The following is an 18,351-nucleotide window of genomic DNA, read 5'->3' as shown; positions in this document are numbered from 1 at the left end:
ACACCGCATCGGGCCAGCTACCCGTGCTGACCAAGCGGGGTCATTATTGGGCGCCGAAAGGGGGTCAAAGTTGCGTGCCGATTGACAGGCTTGGCCTTCGACGGCCGGGCCCGCCCCGCGGCAATCTTGTTCAGGAGCTTCTCGACATCGGCCTTGGTGATCTCCGTCACCAGCTTCTTGTTCCAGTCGGGTCCGACCAGCTTGTGCATGATGGTGTGATGGTCGGCCGCGCTGCGGGGCGCGAGGTTGGGCGTGTGTTCTGCCAGATACTGTTCGATCAGGTCGCTGATCCGAGGCGCCTCCCGCGCCGCCTGGCGCTGGCTGAGGGGATCACCCCCCTCGTCGATCTCGCGCCGCAGCTGCTTGGCCCGTTCCCGGGCGGCCGTCGCGGTCCATTCCGGCCAGCGCCCGATGGTCATCCGCCGCTGGCGCCCTGCAACCCGGTAGTCCAGCGTGAAAGCCCGGTTTCCGGAAGGGTAGATGGTGATCGAGAACCCCCGGACATCCGTGTCGAAGATCTGGTAGTCCCGCCCCAGGTTTGCCGCCTCGCGGACGGTTTTCTCATTCAGTTTCAGCCTCTTGACCATGCATCCCTCCGTCTTGCTCGTCCTGACATGAGGCGTGGATTCGCGCCCGGATCAAGGCAAGCATGGCGGGAGGACCGGAAAGGAGGCGGAGACCGGAAGTGAGGCGGGGAGGGGCGTTCCGGCCTCGAGCCGATGACCACTGTTCTGCCAATCAGCAGTGCGATGACCAAGTTTCACTGAGGGAGAGCAGGGGGCACCGTTTTCACCGATCCCAGAAGATCCTCCGCGAACGCTGGGGTTCGAACCACATGCGCGATTAGACTGGAAAAGGCAGAGAAGATGTTCAAGGATACCAACGAGGTGCCTCTGAGGACAGACCGTTATGGGATTACAAGAAGAGATAAGTGTGGCCCGGCAGCGGGTTGTGACTGACGGCTATGACATGTCAATCGGGGAAGTAATTAATCTATACAGGAATGATGAGCTCGTTATTGCGCCCGCGTTTCAACGACTCTTTAGATGGGATGATGAACGAAAAACTCGTTTCGTTGAGTCTATTATTTTAGGCATACCGTTTCCACCTATCTTTGTCCATCAGGACGAAAAGGGTGTATGGGAGCTCATTGATGGTCTCCAGCGCATATCCACCATCCTTCAGCTTACTGGTGATCTCAAGGGTGAGCGTGCGGTGCTGCTCGGCCCGCTCGTTCTAAACGGGACAAAATTTCTTCCAAGCCTAAGTGGCAAGCGCTGGAACGAGTCGGCAGAAGGTGTTGGGGATGGCCTGGGAACCAGCACCCAGCTGTGGATTAAACGAGCGCGTATTCGTGTCGAAATACTCCAGGCGGGAAGTTCACCTACAGCCAAATATGAGTTGTTCCAACGGTTAAACACCGGGGGGGCAGATCTGAGTCCGCAGGAGGTGCGGAACAGTATCGCAGTCTCGATCGATAACACATTCTTCGATTGGCTGGTTAGATTGTCAAAGACCCCTTCATTCATCGCAACAACTCGTCAAACAGCATCAGCGATTGAGGCGCAGGCGGGGGTCGAACTTGTGCTGCGCTTTCTTGCATTTCGGAATATCCCGTACCAGAGCGGCCTCGACGTCCATGAGTACCTTGACGGGGCAATGATCGAATTGGCGAGCGACGCTGCTTTTGATAGGAATGCCGAGGAGCAAGTATTCATTCGGACATTTGATTTCCTAAATGAAGCGCTTGGTGAAAGCGCATTCCAAAGATGGGATGGGCAGATTTTCTCAGGAAAATTCCTGATGTCAATATTCGAAGTCCTTGCCAGTGGTTTGTCAAAAAACCTCGCTGCTTACGACTTGATGCAATCTAAAGACCGTTGTGAAAAGATAACTGAGAAAGCCAAGTCGCTGAATAATGATCCGACTTTCTCTGAAAACTCAGGTGCTGGGGTGAGGGGTACTACGCGGCTAACGAAACTGCTCCCCATCGCAGAAGCGCTAATCAAGCCCTGAGGTTGGTATGGCAGAAGTCCGAACGCTTACCAACCTGCAGGATGCGATGGATCAAGAACTTGGATGGCGCATAAAGGAGATCAGCACGTTCAAGATTGAGGCCGCAAAGGGGGGAGCGGGAGCCAAAGCCTTTACCCGAGCTGGCGTAGCACTTCTTTACGCGCATTGGGAGGGGTTCATTAAGAAATCCGCAGAGTTATACTTAGAATTCGTCTCCAATCGCGGTTTGCGCTATGAGGAGTTGACGACATGTTTTGTTGTATTTGGCCTTAAGGGAAAGTTAAATACCGTAGTGACCTCAAGAAAGGCGGGACCAAATATTGAGGCAGTGGACTTTATCAGGGGAGCTCTCGGCCAGGTTGCGATACTCAAGCTGTCTGGGGCAATCAATACAGAGTCGAATCTTTCATCTGGTGTTTTTGAGAATATTGCTAAATCGGTAGGAGTTTTAACCTCCCCGTATGAGACGAAGTTCAACTTAATTGATTCGAGTCTTGTTGATCGTCGAAATAAGATTGCGCATGGTGAATACCTTGATCTTAAATCTAGTGATTTCAGTGGCTTGGCGGATGATGTCTTGGATTTGATGCGACACTTCAAGAATGACATACTGAACGCCGCTGTTACAGAGGCGTATAAGCGCGCTGCGTAGCTGAGCGTTCTTGAGCTTTGTGTAAGAGGAAGAAAATGCCGAGTTAAGCCGATGATTTCCTTTGCCGCTCTTAGCCTTAAGCAGGTGGACAGCTGTTGCGAAGCGATCGTGTCTGGATCTTCGACGGGATGATTGTGCTTTCACGTTCGTCGGCATGTCCACCTCAACGCCACCTCAACCGGTACCTGCCGTCGAGAGTCGCTGGAAGCCACGAATCGTGCTCTGTTGCCAATCAATGACGCTCATCAACGGTCTAAGAAATCACGGATTTTCGTCCTACTTCTGCCAACCGTTTGAATTGGAACGAACCTTTCAGGTATGTGTTGCCCGGCTCATAACCTGAAGGTCGTAGGTTCAAATCCTACCCCCGCAACCAAGAAATTCCTTATATTACAGCTACTTAAGCCTCCTCCGGGAGGCCTTTTGCATTCGCGCTCCAGCCGCTCCGGAAGGTGGCGCTGACGCCGGCGCAGCTGTCGATGCTCCTGGAAGGGATCGACTGGCGCGCGCCGGAGCGGACCTGGAGGCCCTTGGCGGCAGGCTAATCCAAGGGGCATGCAATCGCAGGATTCCCACAAGGAATCCCGTGAGATAGACTTCTCCCATGCTCGATCACACCCTGACCCTGCCGGACGACCCCGAGGAGCTTCGCAGCTTCACCGCGCGGCTTCTGGCCGAGGTGAAGGCGCAGGCGATCCTGATCGAGAAGCTGCGCCACCAGTTGGCCGGGCACCGGGCGCAGCGGTTCGGAGCCTCGTCGGAGACGGCCGAGCAGCTGCAACTGGCGCTCGAGACCAGCGAGATCGCCGCTGCCGCGATGACGGCGCGGATGAAGCTGCCGGACATCGAGGAGAAGGACCGCCCCAAGCGCCGGCCGATCCCGGATCACATCCCGCGGATGGAAGTGGAACTGACCCCGGGCGCCGAGGCCTGCGCCGATTGCGGCGGGCGGCTGCGCCGGATCGGCGAGGATGTGACCGAAGAGCTGGAGTATGTGCCGGGACGCTTCATCGTGAACCGGATCGTGCGGCCCCGGCTGACCTGCGCCTGCTGCGAACGGTTCGTCCAGGCCCCGCTGCCGACGCGCCCCATCGAGCGCGGCCGTCCCGGGCCTGGCCTGCTGGCCCATGTCCTGGCCAGTAAATATGCCGACCATCTTCCCCTCTATCGCCAGAGCCAGATCTTCGAGCGCGAAGGTATCGACCTCGACCGCTCTACTCTGGCGGACTGGGTCGGCAAGACCACCGCCCTGCTGGAACCGCTGTCCGAGGCCATCGGGCGCCATGTCCTGTCGGCCGAAGCGATCTTCGTGGATGACACGCCCGTTCAGATGCTGGCGCCGGGCACCGGCAAGACCCAGACCGCGCGGCTCTGGACCTATGCCCGTGACGAGCGCCCCTGGGGCGGGGATGCTCCACCAGCGGCATGGTATCGGTTCTCCGGCGACCGGAAGGGCCAGCACCCCAAGGATCACCTCGCCCGGTTCCGCGGCTGGATGCATGCCGATGGCTATGCCGGGTTCGAGGACCTCTATCGCTCCGGAGCCATCCGCGAAGTTGCCTGCATGGCTCATGTCCGGCGCAAGTTCGTCGACATCCACCGGTCGCAGGCGTCCCCCATCGCCGAAGAGGCCATCGCCCGGATCGCCCAGCTCTACGCCGTCGAGAAGGAGGCCCGAGGCTCGCCGCCTGACCCTCGCGCGCAACTCCGCCGCGCCCATGCCGCCCCGGTCTTCGACGATCTCGAGGTCTGGCTGGCCATGCAGCTCACCACGATCTCGGGTAAATCCCCACTCGCGGCCGCCATCCGCTATGCGCTAACTCGCATGGAGCGCCTGCCCCCTACCTTGATCACGGCATCCTCGAGCTCGACAACAACGCCGCCGAACGCGCAATGCGCGCCATAGCCCTCGGGCGGAAGAACTACCTCTTCTTCGGATCAGAAGCGGGCGGCAAGACAGCTGCCATCGCCTACACGCTGATCGAAACCGCCAAGCTCAACGCAATCGATCCCCACGCCTGGCTCGCCGACACCATCGCCCGCATCCCAGACTACAGGATCACCAAGGTCGACGACCTGCTGCCCTGGCGATGGAACGGGTAGCGGTCAGGCCGGACGGTTACCGTCATGATGATGAGGACGGAGTTTCTCCATGGATGCTGCATTGGAGGTTCTCCCGGTCGGCGGCCGAGGTCGTCGGAACCGGAAGTGGCAGGATGAGGTAAATGCGCGGATTGTGGCGGAAACGCTGCTGCCGGGGGCAACGGTGAATGAAGTGGCACGCCGGCACGGCTTGCCGGTAAACCATGTGTCATCGTGGCGGACGCTGGCGCGGAAAGGGCATCTGGTTCTGCCTGCGCCGGTCGACCCGGTTGATGAGGCCTGGGGGGAGACGCGGGTGCCGCGGTACGCCCCGAGATTGTCGCCGGCGCGGTGGTGATCCGCCTGGAAACCGGGGCTACGGCGGATCGGATTGCCTCGGTCGTGCGTGCCTTGGCGACCGGCCCATGATGTTCCCGTCGAACCGGGTGCGGGTCATGGTCGCGACCAGGCCCGTCGACTTCAGGAAGGGGCATGACGGGCTGGCTGCGCTGGTGTCAGCCTTGCTGCGCAAGGATCCCTTTACCGGCATGGTCCCTCGCCATGGTGCTCGAACCAGTGGCGCATCATGGCTCGATGTTCCGTTCGCGCCGGGCAGACCGGCTGAAACCTTTATATTGGGACGGTACCGGTCTGGTGATGGCCTACAAGCGGCTGGAGGACACGACCTTCACCTGGCCGCGATCAAGGACGGGGTAATGGCGCTGAACCATGCGCAATTCGAGGCGCTGTTTGCCGGTCTGGACTGGCGCCGCGTCAAGGCGTTGGACGTGTGCCCGCCGGCTGCGGCAGAGTGAATCAACCATTTGGTTTTGCATGATTTTTCTGGAGTTTGATGATAGCGTCAGGCCATGCAGGCCATCCCCGCTCTTGATCTGCCCGCCATCCCGACCGCGCAACGCGCGGCGGTTCAGGCATTGATGGAGCAGGTGGCGGCACTGACGAAAATCACCCGGAGGCAAGAGCACCTGATCGCCGAGCTGAACCACGCCCTGCATGGCAAGCGGTCGGAAAAGCTGACCGAGGATGAACGGCAGCTGGCCTTCGAGGACTTGTCCATCGCGCTGGCCGAGGTCGAGGCCGAGAAGGAAACACGCACAGCCAAAGCAGAGAGCGGGGGCGACCAGGCCCGCGCCCAGGCGCACCATCGGAAACCTGCCGGCCACGCTGCCCCGCCTCGAGGAAGTCATCGAGCCCGACAGCCTGATCTGGTCGCTATTGGGAGCGCCATTGGTCCGAGCGACAATGGCGACGCGGCTGCGGTGTCATGCTCAAGATGGGCGAAGACCGCTCGGAGCGCCTGGACATCGTGCCGGCGCAGTTGCGCGTCATCGTCACCCTGCGCCCGAAATATGCTTGCCGGACCTGCACCGACGGGGTGACGCAGGGCGAGCCATTGAAGGCGCCATCGGTTCAAGCCGAATGGCGAGCGCGCCCTCGCATCTGATCGCGGGCGGGCTGCCAACCGAGGCGACGCTCGCCCATGTGCTGGCGAAGCCAAGTATGCGGACCATCTGCCGTTATACCGCCAAAGCCAGATCCTGGCGCGGGCGGGCCTTGAGCTGCACCGCGCCCTGCTGGCCGATTGGGTCGGCAAGGCTGCGTTCCACCTGAAGCCCGTGGTGGACCGGCTGGCCGAGCATCTGGGGCGATCGGGGTCAAGCTGTTCATGGACGAAACCACCGCCCCGGTGCTGGACCCGGGGCGCGGGACGGACAAAGACCGGATATTTCTGGGCGCTCGCCCGCGATGACCGCCCCTGGGGCGGCGAGGACCCGCCCGGCGTGGTCTGCTCTCAGCCCCGGGCCGCGCGGGCGAGAATGCAGAGTGTATCCTGCAGGGCTGTGACGGCATCCTGCAGCTCGATGGCTACACCGGCTACAACCCTTGACGCGCCCCTCCCGGACAGGTGGCACGCCGATTACCGTCGCCCATTGCTGGGCATAAAGGATGCAACTGTCTGCAGAGTTCAGCCCCGCGCTTGCTGCGGCGTGACATTTTCAGGAAACGCCGTGCGGAAAGCGATGAGCGTCTTGCAGGCCTGTTCGACCCTTTGGATCCTGGCGAAGGCGTCGATATTTACCCCCCAGCGGCGGGCGTTGTAGATCTGCGGGATCAGCACGCAATCGGCCATGCCGGGCCGGTCGCCATGGCAGAACCGCCCGGCGAAGCCCGGATGGTCCAGCAGCCGCTCGACGGCCTCCAGGCCGCGGGCGATGTTCTCGCGGTTCCAGGCGGCGCGCGCCTCGGACCCGGCCAGGGCCTCGACCCGATCCAGCACCCGCAGGTTCGAGACCGGATGGATATCGCAGGCCACGGCCAGGGCCAGCGCCCGGACATGGGCGCGGGCCGCGGCACCTTCGGGCAGCAGCGCCGGTTCGGGCCGGGTCTCCTCCAGATATTCGATGATCGCCAGCGACTGGGTCAGCACCCGGCCGTCGATCTCCAGCGCCGGCACCAGGCCTTGCGGGTTGACCCGCAGGTTCGCCGCGCCGCGCTGTTCGCCCGCGACCAGATCCACCGCCACCCGCCGATAGGCGATGCCCTTCAGCGCCAGCGCGATCCGCACCCGATAGGAGGCCGAGGAGCGCCAATAGTCGTGCAGCACGACGCTCATGGCTGCGCCGGCAGGATAGTGCCGGTGCAGGGGCCGAAGCCGATGCGGTAGCCATCACCTTGTGCTTCGGCAAAGAGCCCGATCTCGTCCCCGTCTTGGAGGAAGGTGCGGCTTTCGCCATTGACCGTGACCGGCGCCTTGCCGCCTCCGGTCATCTCCAGCAGCGCCCCGGTCTGCTCGCGGCCCGGCCCCGAGATCGTGCCCGAGCCCAAGAGGTCGCCGACCCGCATCGGGCAGCCGGAACTGGTGTGATGCGCCAGCTGCTGGGCGCTGGAGTAATACATGACGTTGTAATTCGTCTGCCCCATGACCTGGCCGTTCATGGTCCAGCCGATCTTCAGGTTGTAAAGGCCGGGGCAGCGTTCCTGCAGATAGGGCAGCAGCGGGTTCGCCCGCTCGGCCCCCGGGCAGCGGAACGGCTCCAGCGCCGCCTGGGTCACGATCCAGGCGCCGATGGTGGTGCCGAGCGCCTTGGACTGGAACGGCCCCAGCGGCTGGTATTCCCAGGCTTGCACATCGCGCGCCGACCAGTCGTTCAGCAGCACATAGCCGAAGATCATGTCCTCGGCCTGATCGACGCTGATGCGTTCGCCCATGGTGCTGTCAGCCCCCACGATGGCGCCCAGCTCCAGTTCCAGGTCCAGCCTGCGGCAAGGCGCCCATTCCGGCCCGGCCTCGCCCTTCAACTGACCCATCGGACGGCGGATCGGCGTGCCCGAGACCACGACCGAGGACGCCCGGCCGTTATAGCCGATGGGCATATGCGTCCATTGCGGCGGCAGGGCGTTCTCGGGGCCGCGAAACAGCACGCCGACGTTGAAGGCATGGTTCTTCGAGGCGTAGAAATCGGTGAATTCCGTGACCCGGATCGGCAGGTGCATCTGCGCATCAGACATGGCGACCAGCGGCAGGTCTGGCGTCGCGCCCTCGGCGAGCAGTTCGGTCAGCCGCGCCCGCACTGCGTCCCAACGCGCCCGGCCAAGCGCCATGAAGCCGTTGAGTGCCGGCTGCGCGAACGCCCCGCCCGCATCGACCAGCCCGCGCGCTTCGCATTCGGCCAGGTCGAGGATCAGGTCGCCGATGGCCACCCCGCAGCGCGGCGCATCGCCCGACACGGAGAACACCCCGTAGGGCAGGTTGTTCAGGGGAAAGGGGCAGTCCGGCCGATTGGCGCTTTCCACCCGAGACCGCAGCAAGGCCATGCGCATCTTCCTTCTTTCTTGTGAAAATATCCCACGGGGGTTGCCGGCTGGTGCGCCACTGGTTCGAGGACCAGCCGGCGACGAGTGTGAAACGCCCGGCCTTCGGGGTCCCCGGACCCCCGGTGCGCCTCACTTCACGCCTGGCGTTCCGTCGAACTTCTTCTCGAGCCGGTTCCAGACCTCGATATAGTCCTTCTGCATCGGGGCCTCGCGTGCGGCAAATTCGGTGAGGTGCTGGGGGAAGCGGGTCTCGAACATGAAGCTCATGGTCTCCTCCAGCTTCTCGGGCTTCAGTTCCGCGTTGGAGGCCCCCTCGAAGGCGTCGCGGTCGGGGCCATGCGGCAGCATGCAATTGTGCAGGCTGATGCCGCCCGGCGCGAAGCCCTGCGGCTTGGCGTCGTAGATGCCGTAGATGTTGCCCATCAGTTCGGACATGATGTTCTTGTGATACCAGGGCGGGCGGAAGGAATGCTCGGCCACCATCCAGCGTTCCCGGAACAGCACGAAGTCGATATTCGCCGTCCCCTCTTGCCCCGAGGGCGCGGTCAGCACGGTGAAGATCGACGGATCGGGATGGTCGAACAGGATCGCGCCCACCGGCGAATAGGTGCGCAGGTCGTATTTGTAGGGGCAATAGTTGCCGTGCCAGGCCACCACGTCCAGCGGCGAATGGTCGATCCAGGTCTCGTGGAACCGGCCGCACCACTTGATCACCACGCGCGAGCGCGCCTCGCGGTCCTCGAAGGCGGCGACCGGGCATTTGAAGTCGCGCGGATTGGCCAGGCAATTGGCGCCGATCGGGCCGCGGTTCGGCAGGTCGAACTTCTGGCCGTAATTCTCGCAGACGAAGCCGCGGGCCGGGCCCTCCAGCACCTCGACGCGATAGACCAGGCCGCGCGGCAGGATGGCGATCTCCTTCGGCTCCAGGTCGATCACCCCCAGTTCGGTGCAGAAGCGCAGCCGGCCCTCTTGCGGGACGACCAGCAATTCGCTGTCGGCCGAGAAGAAATATTCATCCTGCATCGACCGCGTGACCAGGTAGACATGCGACGCCATGCCGACCTGGATGTTCACGTCGCCGGCCGTGGTCATGGTGCGCATGCCGGTGATCCAGGTCAGCTCCTCCTCCGGGACCGGGATCGGATCCCAGCGATACTGGCCCAGGCTGACGATGTCGTCGCGCAGGTTCGGCGCCGTCTTCCAATGGGGCAGATCGATCACCGCGAAATCGCCGGTATGGCGGACCGAGGGCCGGATGCGATAGCACCAGGTCCGCTCGTTCTGGCCGCGCGGCGCGGTGAAGGCGGTGCCCGACAGCTGCTCGGCATAAAGCCCGTATTCGCATTTCTGCGGGCTGTTCTGGCCCTGCGGCAGGGCGCCGGGCAGGGCCTCGGTCTCGAAATCGTTGCCGAAGCCGGGCATGTAGCCCGGATGCGTGCCGGTGGCGACGGTGGCGCGGGTCATCCCGCGCGGCAGGTCGGGGGTCATGGCGGCTCCTCCTCGGTCGGCATCATTGCTGATGCAACGAATATGCCGTTGCATCGGCAACGATGTCAACGCCGATCTGCGGCCCGGCCGATCTTTGTTGCGGACGCAACGGCTTTCTGCTGTTCTGCCGGCCAAGGAGAAGCGCATGTCATTCGATCTGGACCGTTTCCTGCCCTATCGCCTGTCGGTCGCCGCCGCCCAGGTCAGCCGCCGCTTTGCAGCCCGCTACGCGGCCGAGGCGGGGCTGAGCATTCCCGAATGGCGGGTTCTGGCGCATCTGGCCCATTCCGGCGCGGTGAGCGTGCGCGACATCAACGCGCGGGTGCATCTGGACAAGTCGGTGGTCAGCCGGGCGGCTGCGCGGCTGCAAGAGGCGGGCTGGGTGCGCAAATCGGGCAACGCGGCCGACCGCAGGCTGGTGGTGCTGGAGCTGACGCCCGAGGGCCGGGCGCTGATGGCACGGCTCGAAAGGATCGCCGAGGCCTTCCAGGCCGAACTGCTCGCCGAGCTGGGACCGGATGCCGCGGCGCTGCGCCGGGCGCTGGCGAAAATCTCTGGAGCAGAAGCATGATCGACTGTCGTCTTGGTCCGGAAAACTCCATTTTAACAGGTTACCCGAGAGACGATTTCCTTCATGGCGATCCGAATGGCACAGGTCCTGCGGTATCTGGGTCATGCCGACGAATGGCGAAGCTACAGGCAGGTCAAGCTGATGTCCCAGCTGCGATTCCCGATCTGATGGTCGGACCTGATGTGCTGATGCGGCAAGGATCTTGTCGGTGAAGCTCCATCGCGGGCAGCAAAGCATAGCCTGCGCCCAGCCAGAGGATCAGCCCGCGATAACGATCATCCCGTCCCGGATGCTGACCGGCACGGGGTCCAGACCACACTCGGCACCTTCGATCGCCTCCCCCGAGAGGATGTCGAAACGCGCGCCATGGGCGGTGCACATCAACTTGGTTCCGTCTGCAGACAGCAGCTGGTCGCCATGATAGTCGAGCGGCAGGTACTGATGCGGGCAGGCATTCACATAGGCCAGCAGCTCTTCACCGATGCGGACCACCAGCATCGGGAACGAGCCCCTGCTGGTGGTCACGGACAGCGACAGAACGCCCTCTACTTGCGTCTCGGCGCAGACTGGGGTGCCCGCCGTAGGGGCGGAGGAGTAATCGGTCCAAGCCATTGAACGATCCTGGAGAGAAACCCGCCTGCAGGCGCAGGCGGGTTTTACGATGCCGATTTATTCGGCCGGATCGGCGTGCAACACGCCGCGGCGGATCTGGTCCTCTTCGATGGATTCGAACAGGGCGCGGAAATTGCCCTCGCCGAAACCGTCATCGCCCTTGCGCTGGATGAACTCGAAGAAGATCGGCCCGATCACCGTCTTCGAGAAGATCTGCAGCAGCACCCGGGTCGTGCCGCCGCCCACGACCCCCTCGCCGTCGATCAGGATGCCGTGCTTCTTCATGCGCTCGATGGGCTCCTGATGGCCTTTCACCCGGCGATGCGACATCTCGTAATAGGTGTCCGGCGGTCCGGGCATGAACGCCATGCCAGCCGCGGCGATGCGGTCCGTGCCGGCATAGATGTCCTCGGAGGCGATGGCGATGTGCTGGATGCCCTCGCCCTTGTATTCGCGCAGATATTCCTCGATCTGGCTGTGGTCGTCGGTGGATTCGTTGATCGGGATGCGGATCTTGCCGTCGGGCGAGGTCAGCGCCCGGCTGACCAGGCCGGTCTGCTTGCCCTTGATGTCGAAATACTTGATCTCGCGGAAATTGAACGTGTCGTGGTAGAACTTGTACCAGGTGTCCATGTTGCCGCGGATGACATTGTGGGTCAGGTGGTCGAGATAGTAGAAGCCGAAGCCCTCGGGGCGCGGGTTCGGTTCGGCCAGCCAGTCATAGTCCGCATCATAGGCGCTGCCGGCATCGCCGTAGCGGTCGATGAAATAGAGCAGCGAGCCGCCGATGCCGTAGACCGCCGGCGCGTCGATGGATTTGCCCGCCCCGGTATATTCCTCGGCGCCCAGATCCAGCGCCCGCTTCAGCGCCACCTGCGCATCGACCACGCGCCAGGCCATGGCGGGGGCGCAGGGGCCGTGGTCCTTGACGAAACCCGCCGCATGGCTGTCCGGGTCGGCATTCAGCAGATAGTTGATGTCGCCCTGGCGATAAAGCGTGATGTCCTTGCGCTTGTGCTTCGCCACCGGGACGAAGCCCATCTGGCGAAAGATGCGGTCCAGCACCCCGGGCTGCGGATGGGCGAATTCGACGAATTCGAACCCGTCGGTACCGGCGGGATTGCCGGCGCTGATCGTGGCTTTGGGGGCGTCATGCGGGAACGGTCCCATAATTTCCTCCTGTTCGCTCCATGTGCAGGAATGTGACACAATGTCGCTGCAAGGGGGTTGCAAATTTTGCGGAATCCACGCCATATTCGCATGAGATAAGCATATTGAACCGGATTCTTGCGCGAAATGAATCTTGATGGCTTTGACATCGCGATACTTGTTGCATTGCAGGCCGATGGCGCGATGACCAATGCCGCCCTGTCCGAGCTGGTGAACCTGTCGCCCTCGCAATGCTCGCGCAGGCGGGCGGCGCTTGAACAGGCCGGCGTCATCGAAGGCTATTCGGCACGGCTCAATGCGGCCAGGCTCGGCTATGGGCTGCGCGCCATCATTCGGGTGAACCTGTCCAGCCACGGCCAGCGGAAAGACGACGATTTCGCCCGCTTCGTCGCCGCGCATCCGCAGATCCGCTCGGCCTTTTCGGTGTCCGGCGACGCGGATTACGTGCTCGACGTCAGGGTCCGCGATCTGGAGGCGTTTTCGGATTTCATCCATCGCCACCTGCTGCCGCAGCCGCAGGTCGCCCAGGTGCGCTCCGAGATCGTGCTCAGGACGCTCAAGGACGAAAAGGGCGTCGCGCCCGGTCTGGTCGCGACGTCCGATCCAGGCTGATGCGAGCTCAGATCTCGGCGAGGCCGGTTGTGAAGCGCCGCCAGTTCGCCACATAGCTCGCTGCCGATGGTGGCCGGAAAACCTGGATCGGCATGGATCATCGCGTGTTCCTGGATGTTGGTGCGCGCGCCCACCAAGATCGGTTCGTTGTCGCCGCGCAGGACCGCGCCGGACCAGATGCCGACCTCGGGGCCGGGCGTGACAGCCACCACCACCGTGGCAGACGGCGCGATCCAGTAGTTGCCCCCGGCCGGCAGCCGGGGCCGGCGGTCATTCGGCCTGTAGAGGCTCATCCCGCTGTCCTCAGAACTTGTAGCCGGCGACGCGCGGCAACCATGTCGCCAGTTCGGGCACCGCCATGATCGTGAGGATGCCGCCGATCATCAGCAGCACGAAGGGCGCCGCGCCGCGGATCACCGTCGAGAGCGGGCTGCCGGTGATGCCCTTGATGACGAACAGGTTCATGCCCACCGGCGGGGTGATCATCGCCAGTTCCAGATTGATCATCAGCAAGACGCCGTACCAGATCGGGTCGATGTTCAGCGCGATCATCGAGGGCAACAGGATCGGCGTGGTGATCAGGATAATGGCGATGCTTTCCAGAAACATCCCCATCACAAAGATCATCGCCATGACCACGAGGATGAACAGCGTGGGCGTCAGGTTCAGCGCAATGATCAGTTCGGAGACCTGGTTCGGCAGGCGAAGGATGGTGATCGCATTGCCGAAGACCGCCGCGCCCGCGATGATGGCGAAGACCATCAGCGAGGTCAGCACCGTGTCGCGCAGGCAAAGGCCCAGATTGCGCAAGCCCAGATTGCGATAGGCCAATATCCCGACCAGCAGTGCGTAAAGGCAGCCGATGGCAGCGGCCTCGGTCGCCGTGAAGATACCGAAATAGATCCCGCCCATCACTACCGGAGGCATCAACAGCGCCCAGATCGACTTGTGCATGGCGCGCCACACCGACAGCCAGCCGGGGAAGGGCGCCTGGTCGATCCGGCCGGACCGGCGGGCGCTGATCAGGCAGAAGACCGCGAAGACCAGGGCTAGAAGCAGGCCGGGAATGATCCCTGCCAGGAACAGCGCCCCGATCGAGGCGTTGGCCACCACCGCATACAGGATCATCGGTCCCGAGGGCGGGATCAGGATGCCGAGCGTGCCGCCCGCCGCCACCAGCCCAAGCGCGCTGCGTTCGGGAAAGCCGTATCGCTTCATCTGCGGGATCGCCGTCTGGCCGATGGAAACGGCGGTCGCGACCGACGATCCCGAGATCGCGGCGAAGATCGTGCAGCTGAGGATGGTCGCCACACCGATGCCGCCCTTTACATGGCCGATCAGCGTGTTGGCCATCTGGAACAGGTCGTCGACCGCGCCGGACCGGATCATCAGCTGCGCCATCAGGATGAACAGCGGGATGGTCAGCAACACGGGCGAATTGAGATGTGCGAAAACCGTGTCGGCCACGCTTTCGACCGAGCCCTCGGCCAGGAACAGCACCGCCGATCCGGTCAGCAGCAGGGCGGCGAAGATCGGAATGCCCGACAGCAGCAGCGCGATCAGCCCGATGACGATGAGCAGTCCGGTCATTTCGTTTTCTCCTGCATGGTGCGCAGCAACCGCATCAGCGCCGCAAGTCCCAGGACGACGGCGCCGGGAACCATCGGCGCCTGCGCCCACCAGATCGGGATCTCCAGCGGGCCGGTGGAATAGGTGCCGAAGTCGCGGTTGAACAGGACGGTATGCCAGGCCGAGGAGGCAAGGATTGCCGCGCAGACGAGCACGCAGAGCGATGCCCAGATCTCGAGCCCGCGCTTGGCGCCGCGACCAGCCGAGGCGGTCAGGATATCGACCCCGATATGCCGGTCCAGGAGCAGCGCGCTGCCCAACCCGCAAGAGGTGATGGCGACGACCAGATAGCCGGTCAGCTCATCCACGCCGTTCAACGGCGCACCCAGCAGGTAGCGATAGAAGACCGCGATCACTACGGCCGCGAAACCCACCGCCACCAGCGCCGCCGAGACCGCCGCAAGCGTATGGATGGGCCAGGTCAGGAAGGACCAGAGCGATCCGACCCCTTCGCCTCTCAGGCCTTGTCGTTTGGCCGGATGCGTCACCGTCATTGCACCATCCCGTCGACCAGCTTCAGCAGTTCCGTGACGGACTCGCCACCTTCCTTGATGAAAGCCTGATCGAAGGCGGGCTGCATCACGGCACGCAGGGCTTCGTTCTCCTCGGCGGTCGCAACATGCAGCGTCACGCCTTCGGCTTCCAGAAGACCCGGCGCGGCTTCTTCGGCCGCCAGCCCTTCCTCGACCGCCCAGACCGCGGCCTTCCTGCCGGCCTCGTCCAGGGCCGCACGCTGCGCATCGGTCAGGCCCTCGTAAAAGCGCTGGTTCATGTAGCCGTTGAAGAAGACCGATATGATGGGCGTCACCGTCATATGGTCCTGGACCTCGTAATATTTGCGAGCATAGGCAGCGGCCACGTCGGTAAGGGCAGCGTCGATGACACCCGTGGACAGCGCCTGGTAGACTTCGGACCCCGGCATCGAACTGGTTGCTGCTCCCATGGCCGTCAGGCCGGTGTCAAAGGCCGGGTTCAGACCGCGGATCTTGATGCCCCGGAAGTCGGTGGGCGCGGTCAGCGGCTTGCCCTTCGAGGTGAAGACGCTCATCCGGGTCTGAAACAGCCAGGCAATGTTCTTCAGCCGTTTTTCCTCCATCAGCCCTTCCAGATAGGCGGCGGGTTCGGAATCCGGCCAATTGCGCCAGATCTCGGGATCGCTGAAGGCATAGGGGCGCAGCGTCACGTTCATGGCGGGCAGGGTCTTGCCCCACTGGAAGTTGACCGAGAAGGCGCATTCAAAGCTGCCCTTGGCGACGGAGGGAATGTTCTCCTCGGGTTTCGCCAGGGCGTTGGCGCCGAACAGCTGAACATCGAGGTCGCCCTCCGACAGCGTCTCGACCTCGGCGGCCCAGCGTTCGATGACCTTCGCCACCTCGTGCTGCGGCGGCAACTGATGGCTGCAACGGATGGGCGTCACTGCCATCGCCGGAAGCGTGGTCAGGACCAGCAGCGTCGTGCTGGCCAGGATGGTTCGTGCGGGCATTGGGTTCCTCCTCCCCGTGATCGTTGTCGGATCAGGCCGCCTCGGCCTGCCATTTCATCTCCCTGGGCGGGCCGGCTTGCGCCAGGGCGCCGTGAAGCTGTTCTTCGGGCATTTCGCGCGCCAGGATCTCGCGGATGGCGATGACCTCCTCCAGGTCGATGCCGGTGCGGATGCCCGCGGTTTCGAACAGATAAACCAGATCCTCGAAAACCACATTTCCGGTCGCGCCGGGTGCGAAGGGACAGCCACCCAGCCCCCCCAGCGAGGCATCGAAAACCCGCGCCCCGGCATCATGGGCCGCCAGCGCATTGGCAAGGCCCATGCCGCGTGTGTCGTGCAGATGCACGACATAGGGCCGCTTGCCCATCAGCGCGGTCATGCGGCGGCACAGGTGGGCGATCTGGCGCGGCCCTCCATAGCCCACGGTATCCGCGATGCCGACCAGGTCGACGCCCGCATTCAGGCAGAGCTCGGCCAGCCGCTCGACCTCGGCGGGATCGACCGCCCCCGACAGCGAACAACCGGTCGCCATGGCGATGCCCACATTGACCAATGTCGCCGAACCCGCCTCGTCGCGCAGCCGCACGATGTCGGCGATCTCGGCCAGGGATTGCTCGCGCGGACGGCGGGCATTGGCCATATTGTGCGCTTCGGTCGCGGACAGCACCATGGTCAGTTCGCTGACCCCGGCGGCCAGCGCGTCGCGGGCGCCGCGCTCGTTCAGCGCCAGCCCCAACGCATGGGCGCCCAGCCCGTTGACCAGTTCGGTCAATGCGCGCACGTCGGCAAATTGCGGGAAACGGCTGGCGGGAAGGAAGGATCCGACCTCGAAATGCCTCACGCCCGCAGCATGTTCGCGCCGGATCCATTCGGCCTTGGCTTCCGTCGAGGGAAAGCCCTTGGTCAGCTGCAGGCCGTCGCGCAGCCCGACCTCGCGCAGGATCAGCTGCCCGGCGGGATAGACTCGCTTCACATCGCCGACCATTACGCCTTCTCCATCTGCGGCAGGGACGACAGGATCTCGGCCGTGTGTTGGCCGATCGACGGCAGATCGGCGTTGGCCGGCACCGGCGCCGCGCCATCGACCGAGAAGGGCAGGCCCGGGGCGCGGAAATCCTTCTTGTCGGCATAGCGCGAATGAATCAGCCCGCCGGGACGCGTGACATGCGGATCGTCATACATCTCGGCGGGCCGGGCGATCGGCGAGCACAGCAAGGCCGCGGCCTCGCAAGCGGCCAGGAGATCGCCAAAGTCGCGGCTGGCGACGGCCTGCGCCACGATGGGCAAGGTCCAGTCCCGCGCGGCAATCTGGTCAGGGCGGGTCTGAAGCCGCGGGTCAGACAGCAGATCCTCTAGCCCCAGCACATGGCAAAGCGCCGTCCATTGCGTCTCGGTCACCGCGCCCATGAAGATCTGGCGGCCGTCGCGAGTCTGGAAGATGTCATAGACCGGCCACGAGAATATGCGCTCCGGCATCGGCGGGCTTTCGGTGCCTTCGATGTCGAATTGCACCATGTGCTGCGCCACCAATAGCAGGCAGTTCTCGAACAGGCCCGCGCGCACGACGCTGCCCTTGCCATCCCGGCCGCGCCGGATGATCTGACCCAGGACGCCATACGCGGCGAAAAGCCCGCCCATGATGTCGTTGGCCGAAGAGCCGATCCGCAGCGGTCGTCCTGTCGGCCCGGTCATGTAGGCCATGCCGGTCATCATCTGCACCAGCTCGTCCATGGCGGCGCGGTTTTCGTAGGGCCCTTCCAAGAAGCCCTTGCAGGACGCGACGATCAAGCGCGGGAAGCGTTTGTGCAGGCTTTCGGGGTCGAGGCCCATCTTCGCCAGGCTCTCGGTGCGGAAATTCTCGACGAAGACATCGGCCGAGTTCAGAAGCTGCTCGAGATCGGCGCGGCCTTCGGGCTGCTTTATGTCCAGGACCACCGACTTCTTGCCGCGGTTGAAGGTGGGAAAGAAACCGGCGCCCATGCCGGTCAGATTGCGAGTCTTGTCGCCCTCGGGCGGCTCGACCTTGATCACCTCGGCCCCCAGGAAGGCCAGGAACATCCCACAGGACGGGCCCATGACCATATGGCTCATCTCGACGACGCGGATGCCGTCCAAAGGCAGATTCATCGATTTCCTCCCGTTTCTCTGTGCACGGAGGTTGCCAAGCATCAAGACATCGGACAAATAGAAGATACAGAT

18 protein-coding genes and 6 pseudogenes are annotated in these 18,351 nt (G+C 63.4%); 13 read left to right on the top strand and 11 right to left on the bottom strand.

Annotated elements, in window-relative coordinates:
• Positions 1–77: 77 nt before the first annotated feature.
• A pseudogene (locus tag LOS78_RS16125) lies at positions 78–587 on the bottom strand (Arm DNA-binding domain-containing protein); the annotation flags it as partial.
• A gap of 322 nt (positions 588–909) precedes the next feature.
• Between LOS78_RS16125 and LOS78_RS16120 the strand changes: the two are divergent.
• The 11 genes and pseudogenes from LOS78_RS16120 to LOS78_RS22115 all read left to right on the top strand — a co-directional run bounded on the left by LOS78_RS16120 (position 910) and on the right by LOS78_RS22115 (position 6,659).
• Entirely contained in the window at positions 910–2,016 is a 1,107-nt protein-coding gene (locus LOS78_RS16120; protein ID WP_230377480.1) for a DUF262 domain-containing protein, read from the top strand.
• Between the two features lie 7 nt (positions 2,017–2,023).
• Positions 2,024–2,668, top strand: a complete 645-nt coding sequence (locus LOS78_RS16115) for an MAE_28990/MAE_18760 family HEPN-like nuclease (protein WP_230377479.1) — start codon at positions 2,024–2,026, stop codon at positions 2,666–2,668.
• 449 nt (positions 2,669–3,117) lie between these two features.
• Positions 3,118–3,213, top strand: a pseudogene (locus tag LOS78_RS16110) (IS66 family insertion sequence element accessory protein TnpB); the annotation flags it as partial.
• Positions 3,214–3,272: 59 nt separating this feature from the next.
• Positions 3,273–4,771: pseudogene (locus LOS78_RS16105) on the top strand (IS66 family transposase).
• Positions 4,772–4,820: 49 nt separating this feature from the next.
• Positions 4,821–5,108 (top strand): transposase, encoded by a 288-nt coding sequence (locus LOS78_RS16100; protein WP_230377478.1) that lies wholly within the window; start codon positions 4,821–4,823, stop codon positions 5,106–5,108.
• Positions 5,044–5,253, top strand: a pseudogene (locus tag LOS78_RS22140) (hypothetical protein); the annotation flags it as partial. The gene LOS78_RS16100 and the pseudogene LOS78_RS22140, both read left to right, overlap by 65 nt.
• Complete coding sequence (tnpB, locus tag LOS78_RS22135) at positions 5,243–5,467, top strand: IS66 family insertion sequence element accessory protein TnpB (RefSeq protein ID WP_371824715.1); 225 nt, start codon at positions 5,243–5,245, stop codon at positions 5,465–5,467. The pseudogene LOS78_RS22140 and the gene tnpB, both read left to right, overlap by 11 nt.
• 152 nt (positions 5,468–5,619) lie before the next feature.
• A pseudogene (locus tag LOS78_RS22130) lies at positions 5,620–5,862 on the top strand (transposase); the annotation flags it as partial.
• A 173-nt stretch (positions 5,863–6,035) separates the two neighbouring features.
• Positions 6,036–6,215: an IS66 family transposase zinc-finger binding domain-containing protein gene (locus LOS78_RS22125; RefSeq protein WP_371824714.1), complete on the top strand. Its 180-nt coding sequence runs from the start codon at positions 6,036–6,038 to the stop codon at positions 6,213–6,215.
• Between the two features lie 67 nt (positions 6,216–6,282).
• Positions 6,283–6,498 (top strand): annotated as a pseudogene (locus LOS78_RS22120) (transposase); the annotation flags it as partial.
• A gap of 29 nt (positions 6,499–6,527) precedes the next feature.
• Positions 6,528–6,659, top strand: a complete 132-nt coding sequence (locus LOS78_RS22115; protein ID WP_371824726.1) for a transposase — start codon at positions 6,528–6,530, stop codon at positions 6,657–6,659.
• Positions 6,660–6,737: 78 nt separating this feature from the next.
• Here the strand turns inward: LOS78_RS22115 and maiA are convergent, their stop codons facing one another.
• The 3 genes from maiA to hmgA form a co-directional block, all read right to left on the bottom strand.
• Positions 6,738–7,385, bottom strand: coding sequence for a maleylacetoacetate isomerase (gene maiA, locus LOS78_RS16085; protein ID WP_230377476.1), 648 nt, complete (start codon positions 7,383–7,385; stop codon positions 6,738–6,740).
• Positions 7,382–8,587, bottom strand: coding sequence for a fumarylacetoacetase (gene fahA, locus LOS78_RS16080; protein WP_230377475.1), 1,206 nt, complete (start codon positions 8,585–8,587; stop codon positions 7,382–7,384). Before fahA ends, maiA begins: the two co-directional genes overlap by 4 nt.
• 129 nt (positions 8,588–8,716) lie before the next feature.
• Positions 8,717–10,075, bottom strand: coding sequence for a homogentisate 1,2-dioxygenase (gene hmgA / locus LOS78_RS16075; RefSeq protein ID WP_230377474.1), 1,359 nt, complete (start codon positions 10,073–10,075; stop codon positions 8,717–8,719).
• A 145-nt stretch (positions 10,076–10,220) separates the two neighbouring features.
• Here hmgA and LOS78_RS16070 point away from each other — a divergent pair, with 145 nt between their 5' ends.
• Positions 10,221–10,646, top strand: a complete 426-nt coding sequence (locus tag LOS78_RS16070) for a MarR family winged helix-turn-helix transcriptional regulator (RefSeq protein WP_028714659.1) — start codon at positions 10,221–10,223, stop codon at positions 10,644–10,646.
• A 258-nt stretch (positions 10,647–10,904) separates the two neighbouring features.
• On the opposite strand, the gene LOS78_RS16065 is transcribed toward LOS78_RS16070, so the two are convergent.
• Positions 10,905–11,258 (bottom strand): Rieske 2Fe-2S domain-containing protein, encoded by a 354-nt coding sequence (locus LOS78_RS16065; protein ID WP_230377473.1) that lies wholly within the window; start codon positions 11,256–11,258, stop codon positions 10,905–10,907.
• A gap of 57 nt (positions 11,259–11,315) precedes the next feature.
• Positions 11,316–12,428, bottom strand: a complete 1,113-nt coding sequence (gene hppD, locus LOS78_RS16060) for a 4-hydroxyphenylpyruvate dioxygenase (protein WP_230377472.1) — start codon at positions 12,426–12,428, stop codon at positions 11,316–11,318.
• A gap of 183 nt (positions 12,429–12,611) precedes the next feature.
• Here hppD and LOS78_RS16055 point away from each other — a divergent pair, with 183 nt between their 5' ends.
• Entirely contained in the window at positions 12,612–13,040 is a 429-nt protein-coding gene (locus tag LOS78_RS16055) for an Lrp/AsnC family transcriptional regulator (protein ID WP_230377471.1), read from the top strand.
• A 303-nt stretch (positions 13,041–13,343) separates the two neighbouring features.
• Here LOS78_RS16055 and LOS78_RS16050 read toward each other — a convergent pair whose 3' ends face one another.
• From LOS78_RS16050 to LOS78_RS16030, 5 genes are read right to left on the bottom strand one after another with little or no spacing between them, the layout of a single operon-like run.
• Positions 13,344–14,630: a TRAP transporter large permease gene (locus LOS78_RS16050; protein WP_028714259.1), complete on the bottom strand. Its 1,287-nt coding sequence runs from the start codon at positions 14,628–14,630 to the stop codon at positions 13,344–13,346.
• Positions 14,627–15,163 (bottom strand): TRAP transporter small permease, encoded by a 537-nt coding sequence (locus LOS78_RS16045; RefSeq protein ID WP_230377470.1) that lies wholly within the window; start codon positions 15,161–15,163, stop codon positions 14,627–14,629. The genes LOS78_RS16050 and LOS78_RS16045 overlap by 4 nt, the downstream gene beginning before the upstream one ends.
• A complete protein-coding gene (gene dctP, locus LOS78_RS16040; protein ID WP_230377469.1) occupies positions 15,160–16,152 on the bottom strand; it encodes a TRAP transporter substrate-binding protein DctP in 993 nt (330 codons plus the stop codon). The genes LOS78_RS16045 and dctP overlap by 4 nt, the downstream gene beginning before the upstream one ends.
• Positions 16,153–16,183: 31 nt before the next feature.
• A complete protein-coding gene (locus LOS78_RS16035) occupies positions 16,184–17,137 on the bottom strand; it encodes a hydroxymethylglutaryl-CoA lyase (protein WP_230377468.1) in 954 nt (317 codons plus the stop codon).
• A complete protein-coding gene (locus tag LOS78_RS16030; protein WP_028714262.1) occupies positions 17,137–18,279 on the bottom strand; it encodes a CaiB/BaiF CoA-transferase family protein in 1,143 nt (380 codons plus the stop codon). The genes LOS78_RS16035 and LOS78_RS16030 overlap by 1 nt, the downstream gene beginning before the upstream one ends.
• Between the last annotated feature and the right edge of the window lie 72 nt (positions 18,280–18,351).

Source organism: Paracoccus sp. MA, assembly GCF_020990385.1.
In the GTDB taxonomy this organism is placed as follows: domain Bacteria; phylum Pseudomonadota; class Alphaproteobacteria; order Rhodobacterales; family Rhodobacteraceae; genus Paracoccus.
Note: the sequence above shows the minus strand (reverse complement) of the source record. Positions and strands in the feature narration are given on the sequence as shown.